At 58.5% G+C, this 17,615-nt stretch carries 14 protein-coding genes; 6 read left to right on the top strand and 8 right to left on the bottom strand.

Annotation, left to right across the window (positions count from 1 at the left end; genetic code table 11):
- Positions 1 to 99: 99 nt before the first annotated feature.
- From PQQ53_RS23305 to PQQ53_RS23290, 4 genes are all read right to left on the bottom strand, one after another.
- Positions 100 to 1,347 carry a metal-dependent hydrolase family protein gene (locus PQQ53_RS23305; RefSeq protein ID WP_408326445.1) on the bottom strand — a complete coding sequence of 416 codons (1,248 nt, stop codon included), beginning with the start codon at positions 1,345 to 1,347 and terminating at the stop codon, positions 100 to 102.
- A 61-nt stretch (positions 1,348 to 1,408) separates the two neighbouring features.
- A complete protein-coding gene (locus PQQ53_RS23300) occupies positions 1,409 to 2,716 on the bottom strand; it encodes an MFS transporter (RefSeq protein ID WP_408326442.1) in 1,308 nt (435 codons plus the stop codon).
- A gap of 177 nt (positions 2,717 to 2,893) precedes the next feature.
- Complete coding sequence (locus PQQ53_RS23295) at positions 2,894 to 3,811, bottom strand: LysR substrate-binding domain-containing protein (RefSeq protein ID WP_408326439.1); 918 nt, start codon at positions 3,809 to 3,811, stop codon at positions 2,894 to 2,896.
- 297 nt (positions 3,812 to 4,108) lie between these two features.
- Positions 4,109 to 5,371: an MFS transporter gene (locus tag PQQ53_RS23290; RefSeq protein ID WP_408326437.1), complete on the bottom strand. Its 1,263-nt coding sequence runs from the start codon at positions 5,369 to 5,371 to the stop codon at positions 4,109 to 4,111.
- A 294-nt stretch (positions 5,372 to 5,665) separates the two neighbouring features.
- Between PQQ53_RS23290 and PQQ53_RS23285 the strand changes: the two genes are divergently transcribed.
- Complete coding sequence (locus PQQ53_RS23285; RefSeq protein WP_408326435.1) at positions 5,666 to 7,321, top strand: hypothetical protein; 1,656 nt, start codon at positions 5,666 to 5,668, stop codon at positions 7,319 to 7,321.
- Between the two features lie 179 nt (positions 7,322 to 7,500).
- On the opposite strand, the gene PQQ53_RS23280 is transcribed toward PQQ53_RS23285, so the two are convergent.
- The 4 genes from PQQ53_RS23280 to PQQ53_RS23265 all read right to left on the bottom strand — a co-directional run bounded on the left by PQQ53_RS23280 (position 7,501) and on the right by PQQ53_RS23265 (position 12,052).
- The gene (locus PQQ53_RS23280) at positions 7,501 to 7,998 is read right to left on the bottom strand and encodes a transposase (RefSeq protein WP_408326534.1); all 498 of its coding nucleotides are present in this window, start codon (positions 7,996 to 7,998) and stop codon (positions 7,501 to 7,503) included.
- Between the two features lie 354 nt (positions 7,999 to 8,352).
- Positions 8,353 to 9,552, bottom strand: coding sequence for an acyltransferase family protein (locus PQQ53_RS23275; RefSeq protein WP_408326432.1), 1,200 nt, complete (start codon positions 9,550 to 9,552; stop codon positions 8,353 to 8,355).
- A 109-nt stretch (positions 9,553 to 9,661) separates the two neighbouring features.
- Positions 9,662 to 11,086, bottom strand: coding sequence for a phytanoyl-CoA dioxygenase family protein (locus PQQ53_RS23270; protein WP_408326429.1), 1,425 nt, complete (start codon positions 11,084 to 11,086; stop codon positions 9,662 to 9,664).
- 168 nt (positions 11,087 to 11,254) lie between these two features.
- Positions 11,255 to 12,052: a class I SAM-dependent methyltransferase gene (locus PQQ53_RS23265; RefSeq protein ID WP_408326427.1), complete on the bottom strand. Its 798-nt coding sequence runs from the start codon at positions 12,050 to 12,052 to the stop codon at positions 11,255 to 11,257.
- 492 nt (positions 12,053 to 12,544) lie between these two features.
- Between PQQ53_RS23265 and PQQ53_RS23260 the strand changes: the two genes are divergently transcribed.
- The 5 genes from PQQ53_RS23260 (at position 12,545) to PQQ53_RS23240 (ending at position 17,586) form a co-directional block, all read left to right on the top strand.
- Positions 12,545 to 13,945 (top strand): methyltransferase domain-containing protein, encoded by a 1,401-nt coding sequence (locus PQQ53_RS23260; RefSeq protein WP_408326424.1) that lies wholly within the window; start codon positions 12,545 to 12,547, stop codon positions 13,943 to 13,945.
- 497 nt (positions 13,946 to 14,442) lie between these two features.
- Complete coding sequence (locus PQQ53_RS23255) at positions 14,443 to 15,699, top strand: tyrosine-type recombinase/integrase (protein WP_408326421.1); 1,257 nt, start codon at positions 14,443 to 14,445, stop codon at positions 15,697 to 15,699.
- Between the two features lie 138 nt (positions 15,700 to 15,837).
- Positions 15,838 to 16,041 (top strand): helix-turn-helix transcriptional regulator, encoded by a 204-nt coding sequence (locus PQQ53_RS23250; protein ID WP_408326418.1) that lies wholly within the window; start codon positions 15,838 to 15,840, stop codon positions 16,039 to 16,041.
- A gap of 19 nt (positions 16,042 to 16,060) precedes the next feature.
- Positions 16,061 to 16,348, top strand: coding sequence for a hypothetical protein (locus PQQ53_RS23245; protein ID WP_408326415.1), 288 nt, complete (start codon positions 16,061 to 16,063; stop codon positions 16,346 to 16,348).
- Positions 16,345 to 17,586 carry a virulence-associated E family protein gene (locus tag PQQ53_RS23240; RefSeq protein ID WP_408326412.1) on the top strand — a complete coding sequence of 414 codons (1,242 nt, stop codon included), beginning with the start codon at positions 16,345 to 16,347 and terminating at the stop codon, positions 17,584 to 17,586. The genes PQQ53_RS23245 and PQQ53_RS23240 overlap by 4 nt, the downstream gene beginning before the upstream one ends.
- Positions 17,587 to 17,615: the final 29 nt, after the last annotated feature.

Below are 17,615 nucleotides of genomic sequence, written 5' to 3'. Positions count from 1 at the left end.
GAAACTGGCGCGGCGCGCCCACAGCATCATCGTGCCGCGAGCGCACCGATGCCACGGCCCGCCCGGCGCAGCTTGCGCGCAGCCGCGCCCGTTGGCGAATCAGCGCACCGCGACGACGCCCCGCTCGCTCACCACTTCGCCTCGCTGCAACACATACGCGAGACGCTCGCCCTGCCCGGTCAGCACGCCGATATCCTTCAGCGGATCGCCGTCCACCACCAGCACGTCGGCAATCGCGCCCGCCTCGATGACACCGAGCTTGCCCTTCAACTCGACAATGTCCGCAGCGATCGTCGTCGCCGAGCGCAACGCTTCCAGATTACCGAGCACGTCTGCGCGAATACGCAACTCGTCGCTCTGGAACGTGTGCATCTCGCCGAGCAGGTCCGAACCGAAACCCATCGGCACGCCCGCATTCGCATAGATCTGCAGCGAATCACGCCCTGCCTGGCGCACGGTTTCGATCTTCGCGATCGAATCGGCCGGCAAACCGTAGTCCGCGCCGTGTTTGGCCAACGCGTCGTAGGTGACGAGCGTGGGCACGACGAACGCGCCATGCTCGCGCATCAGTTGCGCGGCGGCTTCGTCGACGAGGTTGCCGTGCTCGATCGTTCGCACACCGCAGCGAATCGCCCGCGAGATCGCGCGGCCCGTGTACGCGTGCGCCATCACGTAGGTGTTGGCCGCTTGCGCCTCGGCGACGATCGCGCGGATTTCGTCCTCGGAATACTGCGTGTTGCTGATCGGATCGGTCGGCGACGCGACGCCGCCCGACGCCATGATCTTGATCTGCGTGGCGCCCTTCTGGATCTCTTCACGCACGGCGAGCCGCACCGCGTCCACGCCGTCGACCACGCGCGCAATCGCGCCCGCGCGAAACGCGCATGAGCACGGTTCGAGCACGTCGCCGCGCGGCCGGAAATCGCCATGACCGCCGGTCTGCGACAACGCCTTGCCCGACGGGAAAATCCGCGGCCCTGGAACCAGGCCGCTTTCGAGCGCCTGCGTCAACGCCCAATCCGCGCCGCCCGCATCGCGCACGCTCGTGAAGCCGCGCCCGAGCATCGCCTTCAGAATCGGCAACGCGCGAATCGCGGTGAGGATGTTCGGCTGCGCCGCGTTCACGCCCAGGTTCGCACGAGAAGCCAGCACGTGCACGTGACAGTCGATCAGGCCAGGCATCACCGTCTTGCCGCGCGCGTCGATCACGCGCGCGTTCGGCAGATCGACGGGACGGTCGGTGACTTCGACGATATGGCCGTTTTCGATCACGACATGATGATGTTCGAGCAACGCGCCCTGCGCCAGATCGAGTACGTTGCCGCCGCTGATTACCGTAATGCTCATTGATATCTTCCTGACTGGATGAAGGAAACCGTCCGGCCCCCGGCGGACCGGACGCGCCGCTTCAGGCGCGGCGTTGGCGCGAATCGCGCACGAAGAAGGTGCCGGTGAGGCTGATGGCCGCGGCGATCATCACGTAGATTGCGGGCGCCATGTTGCTGCCCGTCGAGGCGATCAGCCACGTGATGAAGAACGGTGCGAAGCCGCCGAAGATCGTCACGGCGAAGTTGTAGGCGACGGACAATCCGGTCGACAGCACCTTGGTCGGAAACAGTTCGGAGAACGCAGCGAGTATCGGCCCGGTGTACGCGGCGATCAGCAAGCCGAACACGCCCTGGAACACCATCAGCGACGCGAGGCCCGGCGTGTGATTGATGTAGGCGAACATCGGCCATGCGAGCAGCAGGATCGAAACGGCCGCGCCGGACAGGAACACGCGGCGGCCGAAGCGGTCCGCCAGCTTGCCGACCACCGGCGAGAAGCACATGATCATCAGGCCGCCGAACATGCCAGCGAAAAAGCCGGTGGATTGCGGCAGATGCAACGTGCGCACCGAGTAGGTCGGCATATAGAACAGCAGCACGTAGGTGCAGACCGTCCACAGGATCACCATCGAAAAGCTCGCGAACGTCTCGCGCGGAAAGCGCTGGAACACTTCGGCGAGCGGCGAATCGTTCTTCGCTTCGTCGGCCACCGCGCTGAACGCCGGCGTTTCATCCATGCGGCTGCGAATGAAATAGCCGACTGGTCCGATCAGAATGCCGATCAGGAACGGCATTCTCCAGCCCCACGAGTGCAGCGCGTCCGCGCTCAGGTTGGTGGTCACGAAGGTGCCGACCGCCGCGCCGAGCAGCACGGCGAAGCCGATGCTCGACTGAATCCAGCTCGAATAGAAAGCGCGCTGATTGGCCGGCGCGTATTCGGTGAGGAACGCGGTAGCGGTGCCCATTTCGCCGCCGGCCGAGAAGCCTTGCAGCAAACGCGCCATCACGATCAGCACCGGCGCCCACAGGCCGATCTGCTCGTAGGTGGGGGCGAGGCCGATCAACGCGGTGCCGCCCGCCATCAGCAGAATGGTCAGCGAGAGCGCCGCCTTTCTGCCGACCTTGTCCGCATACACGCCGAGCACGATGCCGCCCACCGGCCGCATGAAAAAGCCCACGCCGAAGGTCGCGACCGCGAGCAGCAGCGAGCTCAGTTCATTGCCGGTCGGAAAGAACAGCTTCGCGATGATGACCGCGAAAAAGCTGTACACGGTGAAGTCGAACCACTCGAGCCCATTGCCGAGCACGGTGGCGATGATGGCGCGGCGCCGTTGCCGCGCGAGCGAGTCGACGGAGAGTGCGACGTTGGATGAAAGCGTTCCCTGCATGGTCTCTTTCCTCATCTGGCTGCCCTGTCAGGCGAAAGTGTCGGCAACGCGCCGCGCCGTGATCGAGCGGCGCCTTCGCAGGCATAACACCGATCCTAGAGACACCTGAATTGTTTTCGAAACGAAAGATTCGCATGCACGCATGCGCGTAGCGCATGCGAAGCGGAATTCCGGGAATTAACCGGCCGCCCTGCCCATCTGCTCTTCGGCCTGCTCGAACAGCCAGCGCGTGAAGAGGCGCGCCGCCTGGTTCTGCGAGCGATCGTTCGGCGACACCACGTAATAGCCGCCGCCGTGACTCGCCGACGCCTGCGTCGCGCGCACCAGCAGCCCTTCGCTCAGGCACGCGTCGATCATATGCCGCCAGCCGAGCACCACGCCCTGGCCGAGAATCGCCATCTGCACGAGTTGCGGATAATGATTGACGACGACCGACTGCGGCGAAGCCGGCATCTGCACACCGTTCAGACGGAACCACTCGGACCACGACATCCATTGCCGCTGGCCGTCCTCCTGCATCAGCAGGGTTTCGTGCGCGAGGTCGGCGGGTTCGAGCACGCGGCCGGCGAGATATCCGGGCGAACATACCGGGTAGACCTCTTCGTCGAAGATGCGGCGCGCGGTGAAATGCGGTTCGGCGCGCTGACGGCTGTAGTACAGACCCACGTCGAATTCCGCAGGCGACAGCGACGCGAGACCGTCGCGTACGATCATTCTGATTTTTACGTTCGGATGCGCGGCGCGAAACGCGCCAAGCCGGGGCGTGAGCCACAGCACCGCGACGCCGGACGAGCACGCGATCGTCAGTTCGAGGTCGCCGTAGCGCTTCATCACATCGAGCGTGGCTTCGGAGCAGGTGGCGAGCAGCCATTGCACGTGCTTTGCGTAGCCTTCGCCGGCGATCGTCAGACGCAACGCGCGATGCTCGCGCACGAATAGCGAGCGGCCAAGGAAGTCTTCGAGCTGGGCGATCTGCCGGCTCACCGCGCTTTGCGTCAGATGCAGTTCGGCGGCGGCCTTGGTGAAACTCGCATGCCGCACGGCCGATTCGAACGCGACCAGACATTGGAGCGGAGGTAAAGGGGCGATGCGCATGATGACGATGGCCGAGTGACGATCGCACCATCATAGCGGGTGCGGGCATCGGTTCGATCATGTGGATGATGAAGGTCGTCGTGGTGTGTCGATGGGCAGATGGGTTCGCGCGTCACGCCGGGTCTTGCTGCGCGCAGTGGCCCTCACGCGCAACAGGCATGCGTCACGGGCATGGATGCCAGGAAAGACGCCGCGCGCCGTGCAGCCTTGGTGCGAACGCGATGAGGGCTCAGTCGCACCAGGCGCGTATTGTCATTCCACGCGGCCGATCCCGGCCAACGCTGGCACTACTCTCGATCAACGGCTCGGCGCCAGTTCCTCTTCGCGCTCCAGCGAGCGGGTGTCGCGCAGTGCAGGAAACAGCTTCATCCACAGCATCGCGACCGTGATTGTCGCGATGCCGCCGACCAGCACCGCCGTCCGCGCGCCCCACCACCCCGCCGTCACGCCCGATTCGAATTCGCCGAGTTGATTCGAGGTCCCAATGAAAAGCGAATTGACCGCGCTGACACGGCCCAGCATTTCGTCGGGCGTGCGCAATTGCACGAGCGAGAGGCGCACCACCACGCTGATGGTGTCCGACGCGCCCAACATCATCAGCGCAAACAGCGACAGGAAGAATTGATGCGACAGACCGAACACCACCGTGGCCAGGCCGAACGCGATCACGCCGCCGAACATCGCCGCGCCGGGCCGGTTGCGCAACGGGAAATGCGCGAGCCAGATGGTGCCCGCAAGCGCCCCGATCGCGGTGCCCGAGCGCAGCAGACCGAGACCGAGCGGCCCCGTGTGCAGCATGTCGCGCGCGAAGATCGGCAACAGCGCGGTCGCGCCGCCGAACAGCACGGCGAACAGATCGAGGGAGAGTGCGCCGAGAATCACCGGCTCCTTGCGGATAAACGCGATGCCCGAAAAGATCGACTCGAGCGTCACGGGCGCGCGGCTCGCGGGTTTCGTTTGCAGCGGGATGCTCCACACGGATGCGGCGGCGGCCGCGAACGACAGCGTGCACGCGAGGTAGGCAGCGCCCGGACCAATGCCGTACAGCAAACCACCCAACGCGGGGCCGGCGATCTGCGCCGTCTGATTCGCGGACGTGGCCCATGCGGTCGCTTTGGGCAAATAGCCGCGCGGCACGACGGCGGGCAACAGCGAGGCGACCGCGGGCGATTCGAACGCGCGCGCCGCGCCGACGCAGGCGGCCAGCACATAGATGACCGGCGCGCTGATCCAGCCGCCGAAGGTACCGAAAGCAAACAGCAAGGCAGCGACGCTTTCGAGGCTCTGGCAGATGGCCGCGATGCGGCGGCGGTCGTAGCGGTCGGCGACGTGCCCGACCACGAGCGTTAGCAGGAACATCGGCAGAAACTGCGCGAGGCCGACGAGACCGAGTGCGAAGGCGCTATGCGTGAGCGCGTAGATGTGCCAGCCCATCGCCACGGCGAGCATCTGGAACGATAGCGACGACAGGATGCGGGTGCACCAGAAGCGCCGGAATGGGAGGTGCTTCGGGAGGCTGAAGGTCGGGGAATCGGCGGGGTCGGCGGGAGATGGGGGCATCGGTGGGGTCGGCGGGAGATGGGGGCATCGGTGGGCTGGTCTTTACGTAGCGGGCTTGGGCGGGCGCTAGTTTAGTGCAAGATGCGCATCACTACGATGTCGAACCGCCTGGGGCTATCTCGTGAACCTTAACGATCGACTCGACGAGGACATGGCGGCGGCTCACAGCAAGGGGCATCGTCGTGTAGAAAAGGCGGCCGCGATCAAGGGGACTGCGGACATTCTGCGCATACTCTTGAACTGTAGATATTTGCCGTGCGCTACACTTTCGGCTCGAACCGGAGACCGCCGCCAGTGCACACAATCAAATCCAGAAATCGTACAGCAGAATTGCTTTCGTTCCTCGTCTTCCTCGCGGGGATAGCGGCGGCAGCTATCACCTTGGCGGTAATCGCCCGGACGTACCTCCCCCTCTTCTCAAGCGATTACGAGCAGGTATTCTTTCGCGCCGCTCAATTGAAACACGGAGAGATCAGCGTCGCGGACTTTGTGTTTCGCCGGCAGGTTGACCACCCCCATTTCATTGTCTTCGGTTTGGCATATCTGGATGCCATGTTCCTCGGCGGGCGTGCATGGTTGCTGTACGCGGCCAGTTTTGCATTTTGTTCGGCGACCATCGCAACAATCTCAGTGTCCATCTTTCGATCTGAACGGGACCGCGCGACACGCTTCGCGCTGATGGGTCTTGCGATCTTCCTTCTGCTTGGCCCTCAAAACATAGGCATCCTTGAGTGGCCGTTTCAGGTCACATTGGTCGGCACCGCGTCTCTGATAACAGTAGCCTCGTATTTACTCACGCGCGATCAAACGGTATCGAAGTCATTCCTCGCCGGGCTGCTTCTCGCTGTCGCGATCATCAGTCATGGGGCTGGCGTGCTGGCGATTCCTGTTCTGATCGCATTAGCTTTAATAGTGCGCAGAAAGAGCTTGGTCGTTATTGCGGTTTTGCTCACGATAGAATTTTCGGTGTACGCGGCTCACTATCCGGCGACACCTCATATTCACCTCGCGGCGATATTAGCGAAAATGATTCACGCGCCGTCCGCCTGGATCGGGATCCCGGCATACGTCTCGTATCTGCTCGGACATGGAGTGGCGTTCGGAGTGCTGAGCGCTGCCGCCGATGCGATCCTGGGTGCCGTTGGACTCTGTGCCTATTTATTTTCGATCGTCCGGTTTGTGCGCTTCAAACAGGGCAGTGCGCACCTCGCGTTTATTTCGACCTTCGGCTTGCTCGCCTGTTTGACGAGTGTCACGCTCAATATCGCCTACGAGGACTTGCGCAATGTGAATGTGAACTTCAGCTATTTTTTCGCCGTTCGGTATCTACCGTGGACCGCCCTCTTCTGGATCGGAACATTTGCGAATTCAATTAGTGCCGCCCGCTCGGTGCGCGTTGCGGCGCCCACGATCTCCGCAGTGGCGGCCGTCTTTCTCGCCATTGGTTCCATTCCTGCGATTCAACGGACTAACGCGGACTTCTCCTCGCGAGTCGCCATCATCGACAATTTCGGTTGTCTGGAGAAAGTTTCCGCATGTGTTCTTTCGCGCGCCGTGAGCCTGCCTGTCGATTCAGTTCGCCCATGGAGCGCGAGGGTGTTCGGATGGCAGCGGGAAGTCGGCGTATCGAACCTTCCCAGCGAAAACGCCTGTGTTGGAGGAGCGCAAACCAAGTTTGCGCCGGATTCAATACTTGAACACGTCATCAGCGTGCAGCCCGCCGACTTTTCCGACGTGAATTGGAGCCGGGGCATATCGAGAACGCGGGCGGGCTTCTTCGTAAGCAATGCTTCGGTGGTGGCGGATTTGAAGCCGTGCGACGTCGTCAAGCTGGCCGACGGCACGGTTCGCGGGATCGTCGAGATAGATGGTCGTAACGTCTATGTTGAAGGTGGACTGTTACCGGCCAGTGCGGGCTACCCCGCCATGATCGGCGTAATTCAGCACTAGCATGCGAGCCGCATCGCGCGGTCTTGTCGCTAGCGGAGGGTGAAAGGCTGCCTCGGATTTAGTTGAACAGCGCCTCGAGACGCACCCGAAGGCCAGATCAGCCGCCTTTACGAGTCTCCAAACAGGAGATCGAAAAGTAGCGGCGGCGAAGCCGAGGCCACTACGGTCCACTGGTATCATTACCAATGGAGACGACAGGCGCTTCTTACATGGACAATCACATGCCATACATACAAGACGACCCGAACTTCAAAAAAGCAATTCTCGATCCGCCGTAGTAAGCTACTCGCAGGAATCAATCTGGCTGCGCCGGGCACGCCTTCGATATGCACGCGCGCGACGCCGACGCTGATCTCAATCACTCCCGCGACGACCAGCTGGGCCTTGTTCTGCGATTGAGCGGACAACGCAACCGCGTTTTCGATCGTGCGTTCGTCGTGCGCCACTTCTACCGGCAATAGTGTTGCCGGCTCATACTGCCCAGCTTGATAGGCCCGGCGCGGCTTGAACAACAGATTCGTATTGAGCCCGTGTTCGAGAGCCAGTCGGGCGACCAAGACACTCGGTTCACATGCCAGCTTTGCGAGTTCTCGCCGAAACTCGATGGGGTGATCAGGGGTGCCTTTACGCGTGCGTCTCGCCGCTGTCGCTATCTCAGGTGACAAAGTAGTCTCCACCACCTGCTTGGTGAGGCGTACTGTGTCCACTTTGGCGTCAGCGGTCTAGACGGTGCTCAAGCAACGCTTACGGAAAGACGTATCAAGCCGACTCCGCAAGCCAGAACACATTGCTGGTCGCAACGACGCGACGCCGACGGGCTTCTACTGGGTGGCGAAGACAACACGCAAGTGCCATTCACGCTCGACGACCTAAAGGGCTTGTATGGCGTAATGCTCACGTAAGGCAATGTGGCGTTCAGCAAACTCCAGACGCTCAAGGCCAGCGTTCGATCTGCCACATCTACATCCGCGGTGGCAGCGGTTGCTTGGTAGGGCGACTCGGCATGACGCGGCCCTCCCCAGCGGTTGTTATCATTTAACTGCCGTCATGTGGGCTGCCCGACCGCCATGCAGTGATCGGGTAGCTAGCCAGCTCCCAAGTGCTATGCCGGGCTTCTCGACGAATAGATAGGTAGCTATGCATACCGACAGCAGCACCAACGCTGCTATCGCTTGAGCTACAAAAAAGTGCTTAGGCCCCGTCAAAGAGGACTCTAGCAGTGGCCCAGACGTGAACATGAACACGAGGACGGCACCATGCATCAGGTACAGGCTATAGCTGACATCACCCAGGCGTCGGGCGCCGGTTAGCTTGAGCAGTCCGAAGATCGAAGTTCCGCCTGCGATCAACGCAAAGAAGCCGCCAAGCAACATTGTGGCTAGCTGGGCATACGCGGTATCGCAAAAACGGAAGGCTCCGGTCAGCAACAATATCGCCCCGATGGAGCGCAAGGGCCCGTCTCCACGAATGGCCGGATATTCCCGATTGATCGATGCGGCTAACATCCCACACAAAAACTGCGCAATGAAAAAGCGCACGCCGGGACCGACTGCGCCATCGACGAAGAGCACGAATAGTTGGAGGGCAACGACAATGAGAGTCGTGTTGCGATTCCTGGCCAATAGCGCTAAGAGTGGCAAAGACGCATAAAACAGCCATTCATAGTAGAGGGACCACGACTGGCCAATGATTCCGAGTGTATTCGGATAGTTAAGAAACGGCTCTGGATTCTGAACCATACCGAAGGCAAGCCATTGTATGGCCTGCCTTGCGATATGCGATGCGGGGATGTCTGCTGGAACGCCTATCGCCTTAAGTGTCGCAAGGCCGTAGACTATTGCCACGAAGCAGTACAGCGGCGCAATTCGAAAGAAGCGTTTGATGTACAAAGACTTCCACGCGACCGGCTGTTGTGCGCTGATTAATCTGGACCAAAAGAGAAATCCAGTGATCATGAAAAAAAGCGAGACGCCGACCGAACCCAGCATTTCATAAAAGTGGGACGGGAACTTCGGCGCGCTTATGCTCGGACGAAAGTGTCCGAGTGAAGAATGATGGAAAAAAACGGCAAGCGCGAGGAAACCCCTTAAGCCATCCAGCGACTGCAGCCTTCGCGTCGAATGGAAGTCGGGAGTATCCAGTATTGAGAATAGTCTTTGGGGTGTAAGAACGAGAACCAAGACGGCGACCGTAAGTGCCGTAGGCCATATGGCGTAATTATTCATTTGCATGGGCGGGCAAGACACCGCCTAGGTATATTTATCTGACGCCTGCCAGGCTGCGTACAGGCAGGCGTTCCTGCACCTGCATCGGTCCATCGGGGAGCTAGGCGCACGACATCTATTTGAGCGAACGGCCTTCCTTGTACCCGTGCAGTCGGTAATGCGTGTAAGCGTCGATGCCTGCTGCTGCTACGTCAGGATGAGCTTTCAGATAACTTTCAGAGTCGAATTCACCCGGTACGCGTCCTTCGAATCGCCCGGTGGTGAAATAGTGGTGACCCGGATCCCATCCGGACTGTGCGACATCGGGATTCGTTTTCAGGTAGCCCTCTGTATCAAACGGCAAGTTCATCACAGAAGCAGGCATGCCTATCAGATCGTGGTAGCAAGTGCATCCCTCCGCAAAGAAATGGCACACCACCGCTTTTCTGCTCACGCGGGCTGGATCTTTCATTCTGCTGCCGCCGTGCAGAAGATTTGCATGCCACAGCAACACATCACCCTTATTCGGAAGGAAGTAGTGAGCTTCGAGAGTATGCGTAGAGATTAGATTTTGGACGGCGGGTTCATATTTGCTCTTGTATGCCTTGTAGCCAACATCAAACGGGATGTCCAGCTCGTCAGACATGAGATAAGGGAGCTTGTGGCTACCAGGGTGGTAGACGAGCGGGCCGCTGTCCGGGTGAATGTCCTCGAAGGCGATCCAGTTTGCGACCAAATACCCAGTCGGATAGGTCGACATATGGATTGAATCGGAGTGCTGTAGCTGCTCGCTGCTCTTATGTCCAGAAATTGTCTGGAACGGGAGGGCTCGGGTTCCCAGCAGCAGGCTAACGATTCCGGACATCCGGTCATCGAAAAGCATCTCCTTTACCTTTCCGACCTTAAAATGCGTATTGAGTACGCGACCGGGAAGGGTGTCGCCTTCAAACAACGGCTCATTGGGGGGTTGAACATTTCCCGACGCAATTTCCGCTTCGTATGCAGCCCACGTTGCGTCTAACTGTTCGTGGCTGAAAAATCCCTTCAGGATGATATAGCCGTCTCGCTCCCATTTTCTGCAGAGCTCGGCTTCTTCCTCAGTCAGTTCCTGTGCGTGCAGGCGTGCTTCAATCTGCTCCTTCGCATCCGGGCGATCCAGCCACGGGTGCGGCCCGGAATCCGGGAAGTCCTTATGGCGAAACGGCTGCGTATCAACGTCGATCGGGACCTCCGGTACCACCGTTTTTTCGTAGAACCGTTTGAAATTTCGTTTATTTGATTGATCGTTCATGACGTTACTTAAGAAAAATGCCCGGCGCGTAAGGCCCAGACTTGTAATGACGTCTACTTCGAAACGGCAGAATATAGCAAAACTGGGGAATCCACTTGCAGATTTCACGACCGATAACCCAAGGGTCGAAAGGTGAGCCGCGCGGAACCCTAGCGGCACATTGCTATTGCCGACGTTCTTTAAAGGTTTGCTGATGTAGGTGTAGCGCACTGTCACTGTTTTGTAGGCGACGGACGCGCCAGCCACCCACGTGAGCTGCGGCTTAGGCAACGTAGCCTTTTCTCATGCGACGGAATCGACTGTCGCGTCATATTTCGCATGCCCACACGACTCAAAAGTCTGACCGAACCAAGGAGTTATTCAGGCAAGCGACGCAAAATGGCTTGCGTTTTATGATTCGCTGCCGGCAGGCTTGCAAGATGCATTGCCGGCTCCGACTCAAGCTTGACGGCGTGCGATAAAAAACACGTCCTGGTGGTTATCCCAAGCGCCCGCGTCAAAATCTAAGACTCGGAAACCAAGTCTCTCGACTGCATTCAGCATCCAAGAGTGCGGGGTTAATGACACTCCGTACGACTTGCCAATATAGTCGACCGTCTTTTTTTCGAATGGCTGTTCTGGCGTGTAGTTTGCAAAACCGTATGAACCTGCTGCATAAGCGCTGAGGAGGGCGGATTTGTCCTCTGGGGCAACTTCGAACCACCCGCCAAGCGAAAGCATCTCGTGTGCACGAACACCATGCGTCGTGACAACAGCAACGCCCTGGCGAGCAAGCTTAGCCAGAAAGTGCTCGAGCACAGTTCGCGCATCGCTCTCTGAAAGATGGGTTAGCAGAGACCCCATAACGGCGATGTCAAACATGGCCGCCGCTATAGAGCGAAACTCGTTGACCGGATCGACGACGTAGTGGCCTTTAACACCGAAGGTCTGAGCCGTGTAGTCGACGGCCGGAACCATAATATCTGCGACTTCAATCCGGCTCGGGTCGAACCGTTTCACGAGATGCCGAGTCACTCTGCCGTAGCCGCAAGGCAATTCAAGAATGCGGGGGGCGGAACTGCCCGCTAATTCTGCCGCCCGCTCGGCAAAGAGGGCAAATTGCTTTCCGCACGCCTCATAGTGTGCAAGCGATCCAGTAAACATGTCGTCATCGGGATGAATCGTTTCCGCCTGCATAAGTGGCCCTTCACCTTTAGCTGATGATCCGCAATTGTACGCAATCTGCCAGTCACCCACCGATATTCTAAGGTCACAAGGTGGGCTGAACGGACCCTAGCGGCGCATTGCTATTGCTGACGTTCTTCGACGGCGTGCTGATATAGGTGTAGCGCACTCGCTGCTCGGCCCTACGGCTCTGACCGACCTGAACCCGAGGCACATTCACCCGTACATAGACAAAGCGATCATCAAAGACTTCGGCGCGCCGTGAAATTGAAGTGCTATCACATGCGTACACGAACCCGTGGGAATACATCGGAGCAAATCCACCGCCGGCCCGGAGCCGCATGGTATGGGCCCTCTTCCCTTATTCTTCGCGATGACTCAATGGGAACTCGACGCCGGTGCATCGAACAACGGCGACAATGCATGCGCCGAATCGAAGCAACGATCGATTTGAAAGCCGACTCCCCGACGCTGGATGGAGAGCCGCAACCCTATTAATGTCGCTTAGCTGCGCGTCCGTTGTCCGCTGCAAGCTATACCACCCGTTCAAATCGCGAGATAAAAGTGACATTCGAACAGTGGGCGAAGAAGGACTTGAACAACCATCAATCGGCATATTCGGCGGCAAAGGGGGCGTGGGATTACCTTACAAACTGTGCGCTGCGAAAGCGCGCAGATGAGACCAAGCGCGAGCCATATACGGCCAGATCAGCCGCCTTTACCAGTCTCCAAACAGGAGATCGAAAAGTAGCAGCGGCGAACCCGAGGCCACTACGGTCCACTGGTATCATTGCCAATGGAGACGACAGGCGCTTACATGGACAATCACATGCCATACATACAAGACGACCGAACTTCAAAAAGCAATTCTCGATCCGCCGTAGTAAGCTACTCGCAGGAATCAATCTGGATACAGCCACCGGCGTGGAGATCGGGGCGCTCTGTCGGCCATTTGTACGGCGTGAAGATGGACCGATTATTTACGTAGACTACACCGACACTGATTCGTTAAGCCAACGTTACGCCAGCGATCCAATGGTTGACATCACCAGAATCGTTGACGTTGATGCGATCTGGGGAGAAAACACGCTCATCGATGCCGTCAAGGGCCAATGTGTTGACTACGTTGTTGCGTCCCACGTTGTTGAACATGTACCTGACTTGGTCGCCTGGTTACGCGAGATCGCGTCCATTCTCCACCCGACCGGCGAACTGCGCCTTATTGTCCCCGACAAACGATTCACGTTCGACTATTTCAGGCGCGAGAGCAGTCTTTCAGATGTCCTGCTTAGCCATGTAATCGGCGCGCGGATTCCACAGCCGCATTCGATTCTTGATTTCGCATTAAATGCCGCAGATATCGACACGGCAACGGCTTGGCGAAGGAAAATTCGCATCGAAGAAACGCGCCGTGGGCATACCCTTGAAGGGGCACTGATACTAGCTAAAGACGCTATCGAGCGCGGCATTTATCATGATGTTCACTGTTGGACTTTTACGCCTGCGTCTTTTGCGTTGATCCTCAGGGATCTCGCGAGCGCCGGCCTAACAGATTTTGCATGTGAAGGCTTTTACGACACCGAATATAACGATTCCGAGTTCTTCGTGAGGCTGCGCCGTTCCAATAACAAAGATTACATTTTGCAGAGCTGGACGAGAATGCATAACGTAGCCTGGAAAGCTCGCGGATTGTGGCGCCTGAAACGTAAGCTAATAGCCAACCATGGGAAGCGACGACCTCCTGAGCTTTTTGCAATGCACGGTCCGCGCATTCCCAACGAAGCCAGCGAGCTTGATCCTGTTGTGCCTATTGCGTTGCCGCCAAACTTTCGCGCAGAAGAATATCTCCAGGCAAATCCAGACGTTAGGGCCGCTGGGTCAGATCCAGCCCAGCACTATCTGATTTGCGGCTGGAAAGAAGGCAGGAAAATCAAGCTGCCGGATCAGGCAATTGGGATCGAGTGAATTCGTTAGGGAAAGGCAGTAGCTTTTCCAGCATGAATCATCCATCCTCGATGTTTCCCAAGTTCGCGAATGCTGCTCGATTCTGGCGGGGCGAACATGCCGCGCGGCTATACGCTTCTGCTCCCATTTCGGTTGTGTCGGCTGCGAGCCAAATGCGCGAGCGATGCAGGCGCGTTTGAGAACGCCCGGACACTTCTTGCGCACGCTGATGTCAAGGTCGCAGAGTGGACTACAGAAGAAAACAGGACCGCATGGAACCGTTGCGCTGACGATTCTATGGCACAGCGCAAACTTTTAGTCGGCCGTTAAGCCTGACGGGAAGGGTGGCGGAGAGACGGTCCGCCTAATTGATGAATATTGGCCGATACGAAAAGATACGAATACCCGTCAAATCAGCCACAGCAAAGGCATTTATGTATATCAACCGCTAAGGGAAAATGCTACCATCTACCTCGCAAGTGTGGGTAGAAACGTGGGTAGAAAATTTAGGCGGACCAATGGCACGACCGATTAAAAAGCTATCAGCAACCAAGGTACGGCAGGAAAAAACACCCGGCTACTACAGCGACGGCGGCGGCCTGTATTTACAGATTAGCCCCAGCGGTTCCAAGTCGTGGATTTTCCGCTACGCCCGGAACAAGAAATCTCACGAAATCGGGCTGGGCGCGTATCTGAATGTTCCCCTGGAAGCCGCCCGCGACAAGGCTGATGGTATGCGACGCGCGCTAGGAAACGGCGACGACCCGCTGGCCATGCGCCAGTCAGAGCGCGCGAAAATCGCGGCGAAAATGACTTTCACGGAGTGCGCGACTGCCTATATCGATGCGCACAAGCCTGGATGGAAGAACGTCAAGCACGCCGAGCAATGGACGAACACGCTGACGACGTATGCTGCGCCATTTATCGGCAAAAAGGACGTGGCGAACGTCGATACACACGACGTTGTGCGGGTGCTGGAGCCAATCTGGACAACCAAGAACGAAACGGCGTCGCGCGTTCGGGGGCGAATGGAGAAGGTACTAGCGTGGGCGACTACGCGCGGCCTGCGCAGCGGCGAAAATCCTGCGCGCTGGAAAGGCCATCTAGATACGTTGCTGGCAAAACCTAGCGCCGTCCAGGCCGATGAACACCATCCCGCGCTGCCCTACCCTCAGATTTCATCGTTCGCGGCTGCATTGCGAAGCATCGACGGAATTGCAGCCAGGGCGCTGGAGTTCGCCATTCTCACTGCTGCTCGCACTCAGGAAATCATCGGGGCGCAATGGTCCGAAATCGACATGGACTCAAAGCTGTGGACCATTCCTGCTGAACGCATGAAGATGAAACAGTTGCACCGCGTGCCACTGAGCGCCAAGGCAATTGTCATCTTGAAGGCAATGGAAAAAACGCGCCTGGACGATTTCGTCTTTCCGGGTATGACTAAGGATAAGGGCCTATCGAATATGTCCCTTCTAGCCGTTATCAAGCGCATGAACGGCGCAGCGAAATCGAAGGGCGACGCACCAGCGCCAATCTGGTTCGATCCGAAGACCGGCGCGCCGGTGGTGCCGCATGGATTTCGCTCAACATTCCGCGATTGGGCGGCGGAGTGTACGAGCTTTCCTAGGGAACTGGCGGAAAAGGCATTGGCTCACGCCGTCCGTAGCGAAGTGGAAGCGGCCTATCAGCGCGGCGACTATCTGGCGAAGCGCGCCAAGCTGATGGACGCCTGGGCGGAATACTGCGCCGGGAAACGATCCCGGCAAGCCGCCTAGGGAACGAAATAAGGCCCGCACATCGGGCCTTTTTCTTGCCCAAAAAACCCTCATGTGGTTTTCGAAAACCCCCGCGTAGAAGATGCGTCCTATCCGCTAATAAATGCGGCTATCGATTCTTATACATAGGACGTTCAGATGCAAACCACACAGACGCACGCACGCATTCTCCGCATCCAATCGGTTAGCGAAATGACTGGACTGGCCATCCCGACTATCTATCTGCACGCACGCCTTGGCACATTTCCGAAGCAGATCAAGCTTGGCCCACGCGCTGCGGGTTGGCTCGCCAGCGAGGTCAACACGTGGATCGAGTCGCGCGCTGCCGCTCGCGGCCAATAAAAAAGGGAGCACCACAGCCATGGCACTCCCCGAAGAAAAACAACATACCGTCGAAAATTTTAAAGCGTGGTCCGCAGAGACACAAGCGCAGCGACAAGCCATGCAATCAGCCATCCGCGATGATGCGCGAGAAAACGTCGTGCGCTTCGTGATGCACGAAATGCAGAAAGGTTATTCCCTGGATGAGGCTGGCGATATGTTTCTCAAAGTCGCCAATTGGAAGCCCCGACGCCCCGACGCATTTGTGCAGGCAGCCCGTGAAACGCTGGCCGCAATGGGCTGGACCCCGAAGCGGGAGCGCGCATGACGGAAAAGGCAGTAACCGACGCAGTATTGGTTAGCCCGTTTCTGGCTGTCCAACGCCTAGCAGCCGCAGGCGTGATGGTTCAACCGAACGGACGCGGCGAAGCGATTGGAACGGTCTCTAACGTCCGCGAGGTACTGGAAAGGCATCCGCGCTTCTCCGGGTGCTTCTGGAACGATACGTTCCATCAGGAAGTCTTTACGACGTGGGACTGCGAAAAGCCGCGACGGTGGGCCGACGTGGACCGCATCGCAATCGCGGACGTGCTGCAAGGCGAAATGGGGCTGGTCAAGTTCACGCCTGATATGGTGGAACAGGCTGTAATGGTTCTGGCGACGAAGAACCAACGCGACCACCTGAAAGCATGGCTGCAATCGCTCCACTGGGATGGTAAGCCGCGTCTGGATTCCTGGCTGACAAAAGCCGCTGGCGCGCCGAATGACGAATACCATACGGCTGTCGCCCGAAACTTCATCATATCCATGGTTGCACGCGGCATCGCGCCAGGTTGCAAGGTTGACACTATGCCAGTGTTCGAAGGCAGCCAAGGTAAAGGCAAATCTACCCTTCTTGCGGTTCTAGGCGGGCCTTTCTATGCCGAGCTTACCGACTCCCTGGACAGCAAAGATTTCTTCGTGTCCATTCAGGGCAAGTGGCTGGTTGAGATTGCCGAACTGGACGCGTTCCGGAAGTCGGACATTACGCGCATCAAGCAGGTCCTTAGCTCGCAAACCGATCGATTCCGGCCGCCGTATGCCAAACATTCCATCGACGCACCCAGGCGAACCGTATTCGCAGGCACGACGAACGAAAGCGACTATCTGCGCGACGCGACGGGCGCGCGTCGATTCTGGCCAGTCGCTGTTGGCAAGATTGATATTGAATGGCTCACCTGCAACCGCGAACAGCTATTCGCAGAAGCCGCGGAACTGTACACGGGCACTGCGACGTGGTGGGAAGTGCCCGAGCATGCACACCGCCAGCAAGCCGAAGAAAGGCGCGAGGATGACGCCTGGGAATCGGTTATCTCCGAATACTGCTTGGGACGCAAAGAAATCATCGTGACTCATCTGCTGCGCGACGCCATCGGGCTGGATACGGCCAAGCAGGGCAAGACAGAGCAAATGCGTGCGGCAAAGATTCTTCGCGCGCTGGGCTGGGAGCGCAAAACCACCCGCAAAGGAAGCCGACTTATTAAGGCGTGGCACAGAGTGACGCCAGAACCCGACGCCCCGTTTTAACGCATACCCGCTTTCGGCGGGTTTTTTGT

Origin of the sequence: Paraburkholderia strydomiana, from assembly GCF_046030495.1 — a bacterium.
Lineage (GTDB): Bacteria > Pseudomonadota > Gammaproteobacteria > Burkholderiales > Burkholderiaceae > Paraburkholderia > Paraburkholderia strydomiana_A.
This window is presented reverse-complemented; position numbering and strand designations above follow the sequence as displayed.

Bases quoted from the DNA above. Each gene is read 5' to 3' on its own strand.
- PQQ53_RS23305 (WP_408326445.1), bottom strand. From the start codon at position 1,347: ATGAGCATTACGGTAATCAGCGGCGGCAACGTACTCGATCTGGCGCAG.
- PQQ53_RS23300 (WP_408326442.1), bottom strand. From the start codon at position 2,716: ATGCAGGGAACGCTTTCATCCAACGTCGCACTCTCCGTCGACTCGCTC.
- PQQ53_RS23295 (WP_408326439.1), bottom strand. From the start codon at position 3,811: ATGCGCATCGCCCCTTTACCTCCGCTCCAATGTCTGGTCGCGTTCGAA.
- PQQ53_RS23290 (WP_408326437.1), bottom strand. From the start codon at position 5,371: ATGCCCCCATCTCCCGCCGACCCCGCCGATTCCCCGACCTTCAGCCTC.
- PQQ53_RS23275 (WP_408326432.1), bottom strand. From the start codon at position 9,552: ATGCAAATGAATAATTACGCCATATGGCCTACGGCACTTACGGTCGCC.
- PQQ53_RS23255 (WP_408326421.1), top strand. From the start codon at position 14,443: ATGGCACGACCGATTAAAAAGCTATCAGCAACCAAGGTACGGCAGGAA.
- PQQ53_RS23250 (WP_408326418.1), top strand. From the start codon at position 15,838: ATGCAAACCACACAGACGCACGCACGCATTCTCCGCATCCAATCGGTT.
- PQQ53_RS23245 (WP_408326415.1), top strand. From the start codon at position 16,061: ATGGCACTCCCCGAAGAAAAACAACATACCGTCGAAAATTTTAAAGCG.
- PQQ53_RS23240 (WP_408326412.1), top strand. From the start codon at position 16,345: ATGACGGAAAAGGCAGTAACCGACGCAGTATTGGTTAGCCCGTTTCTG.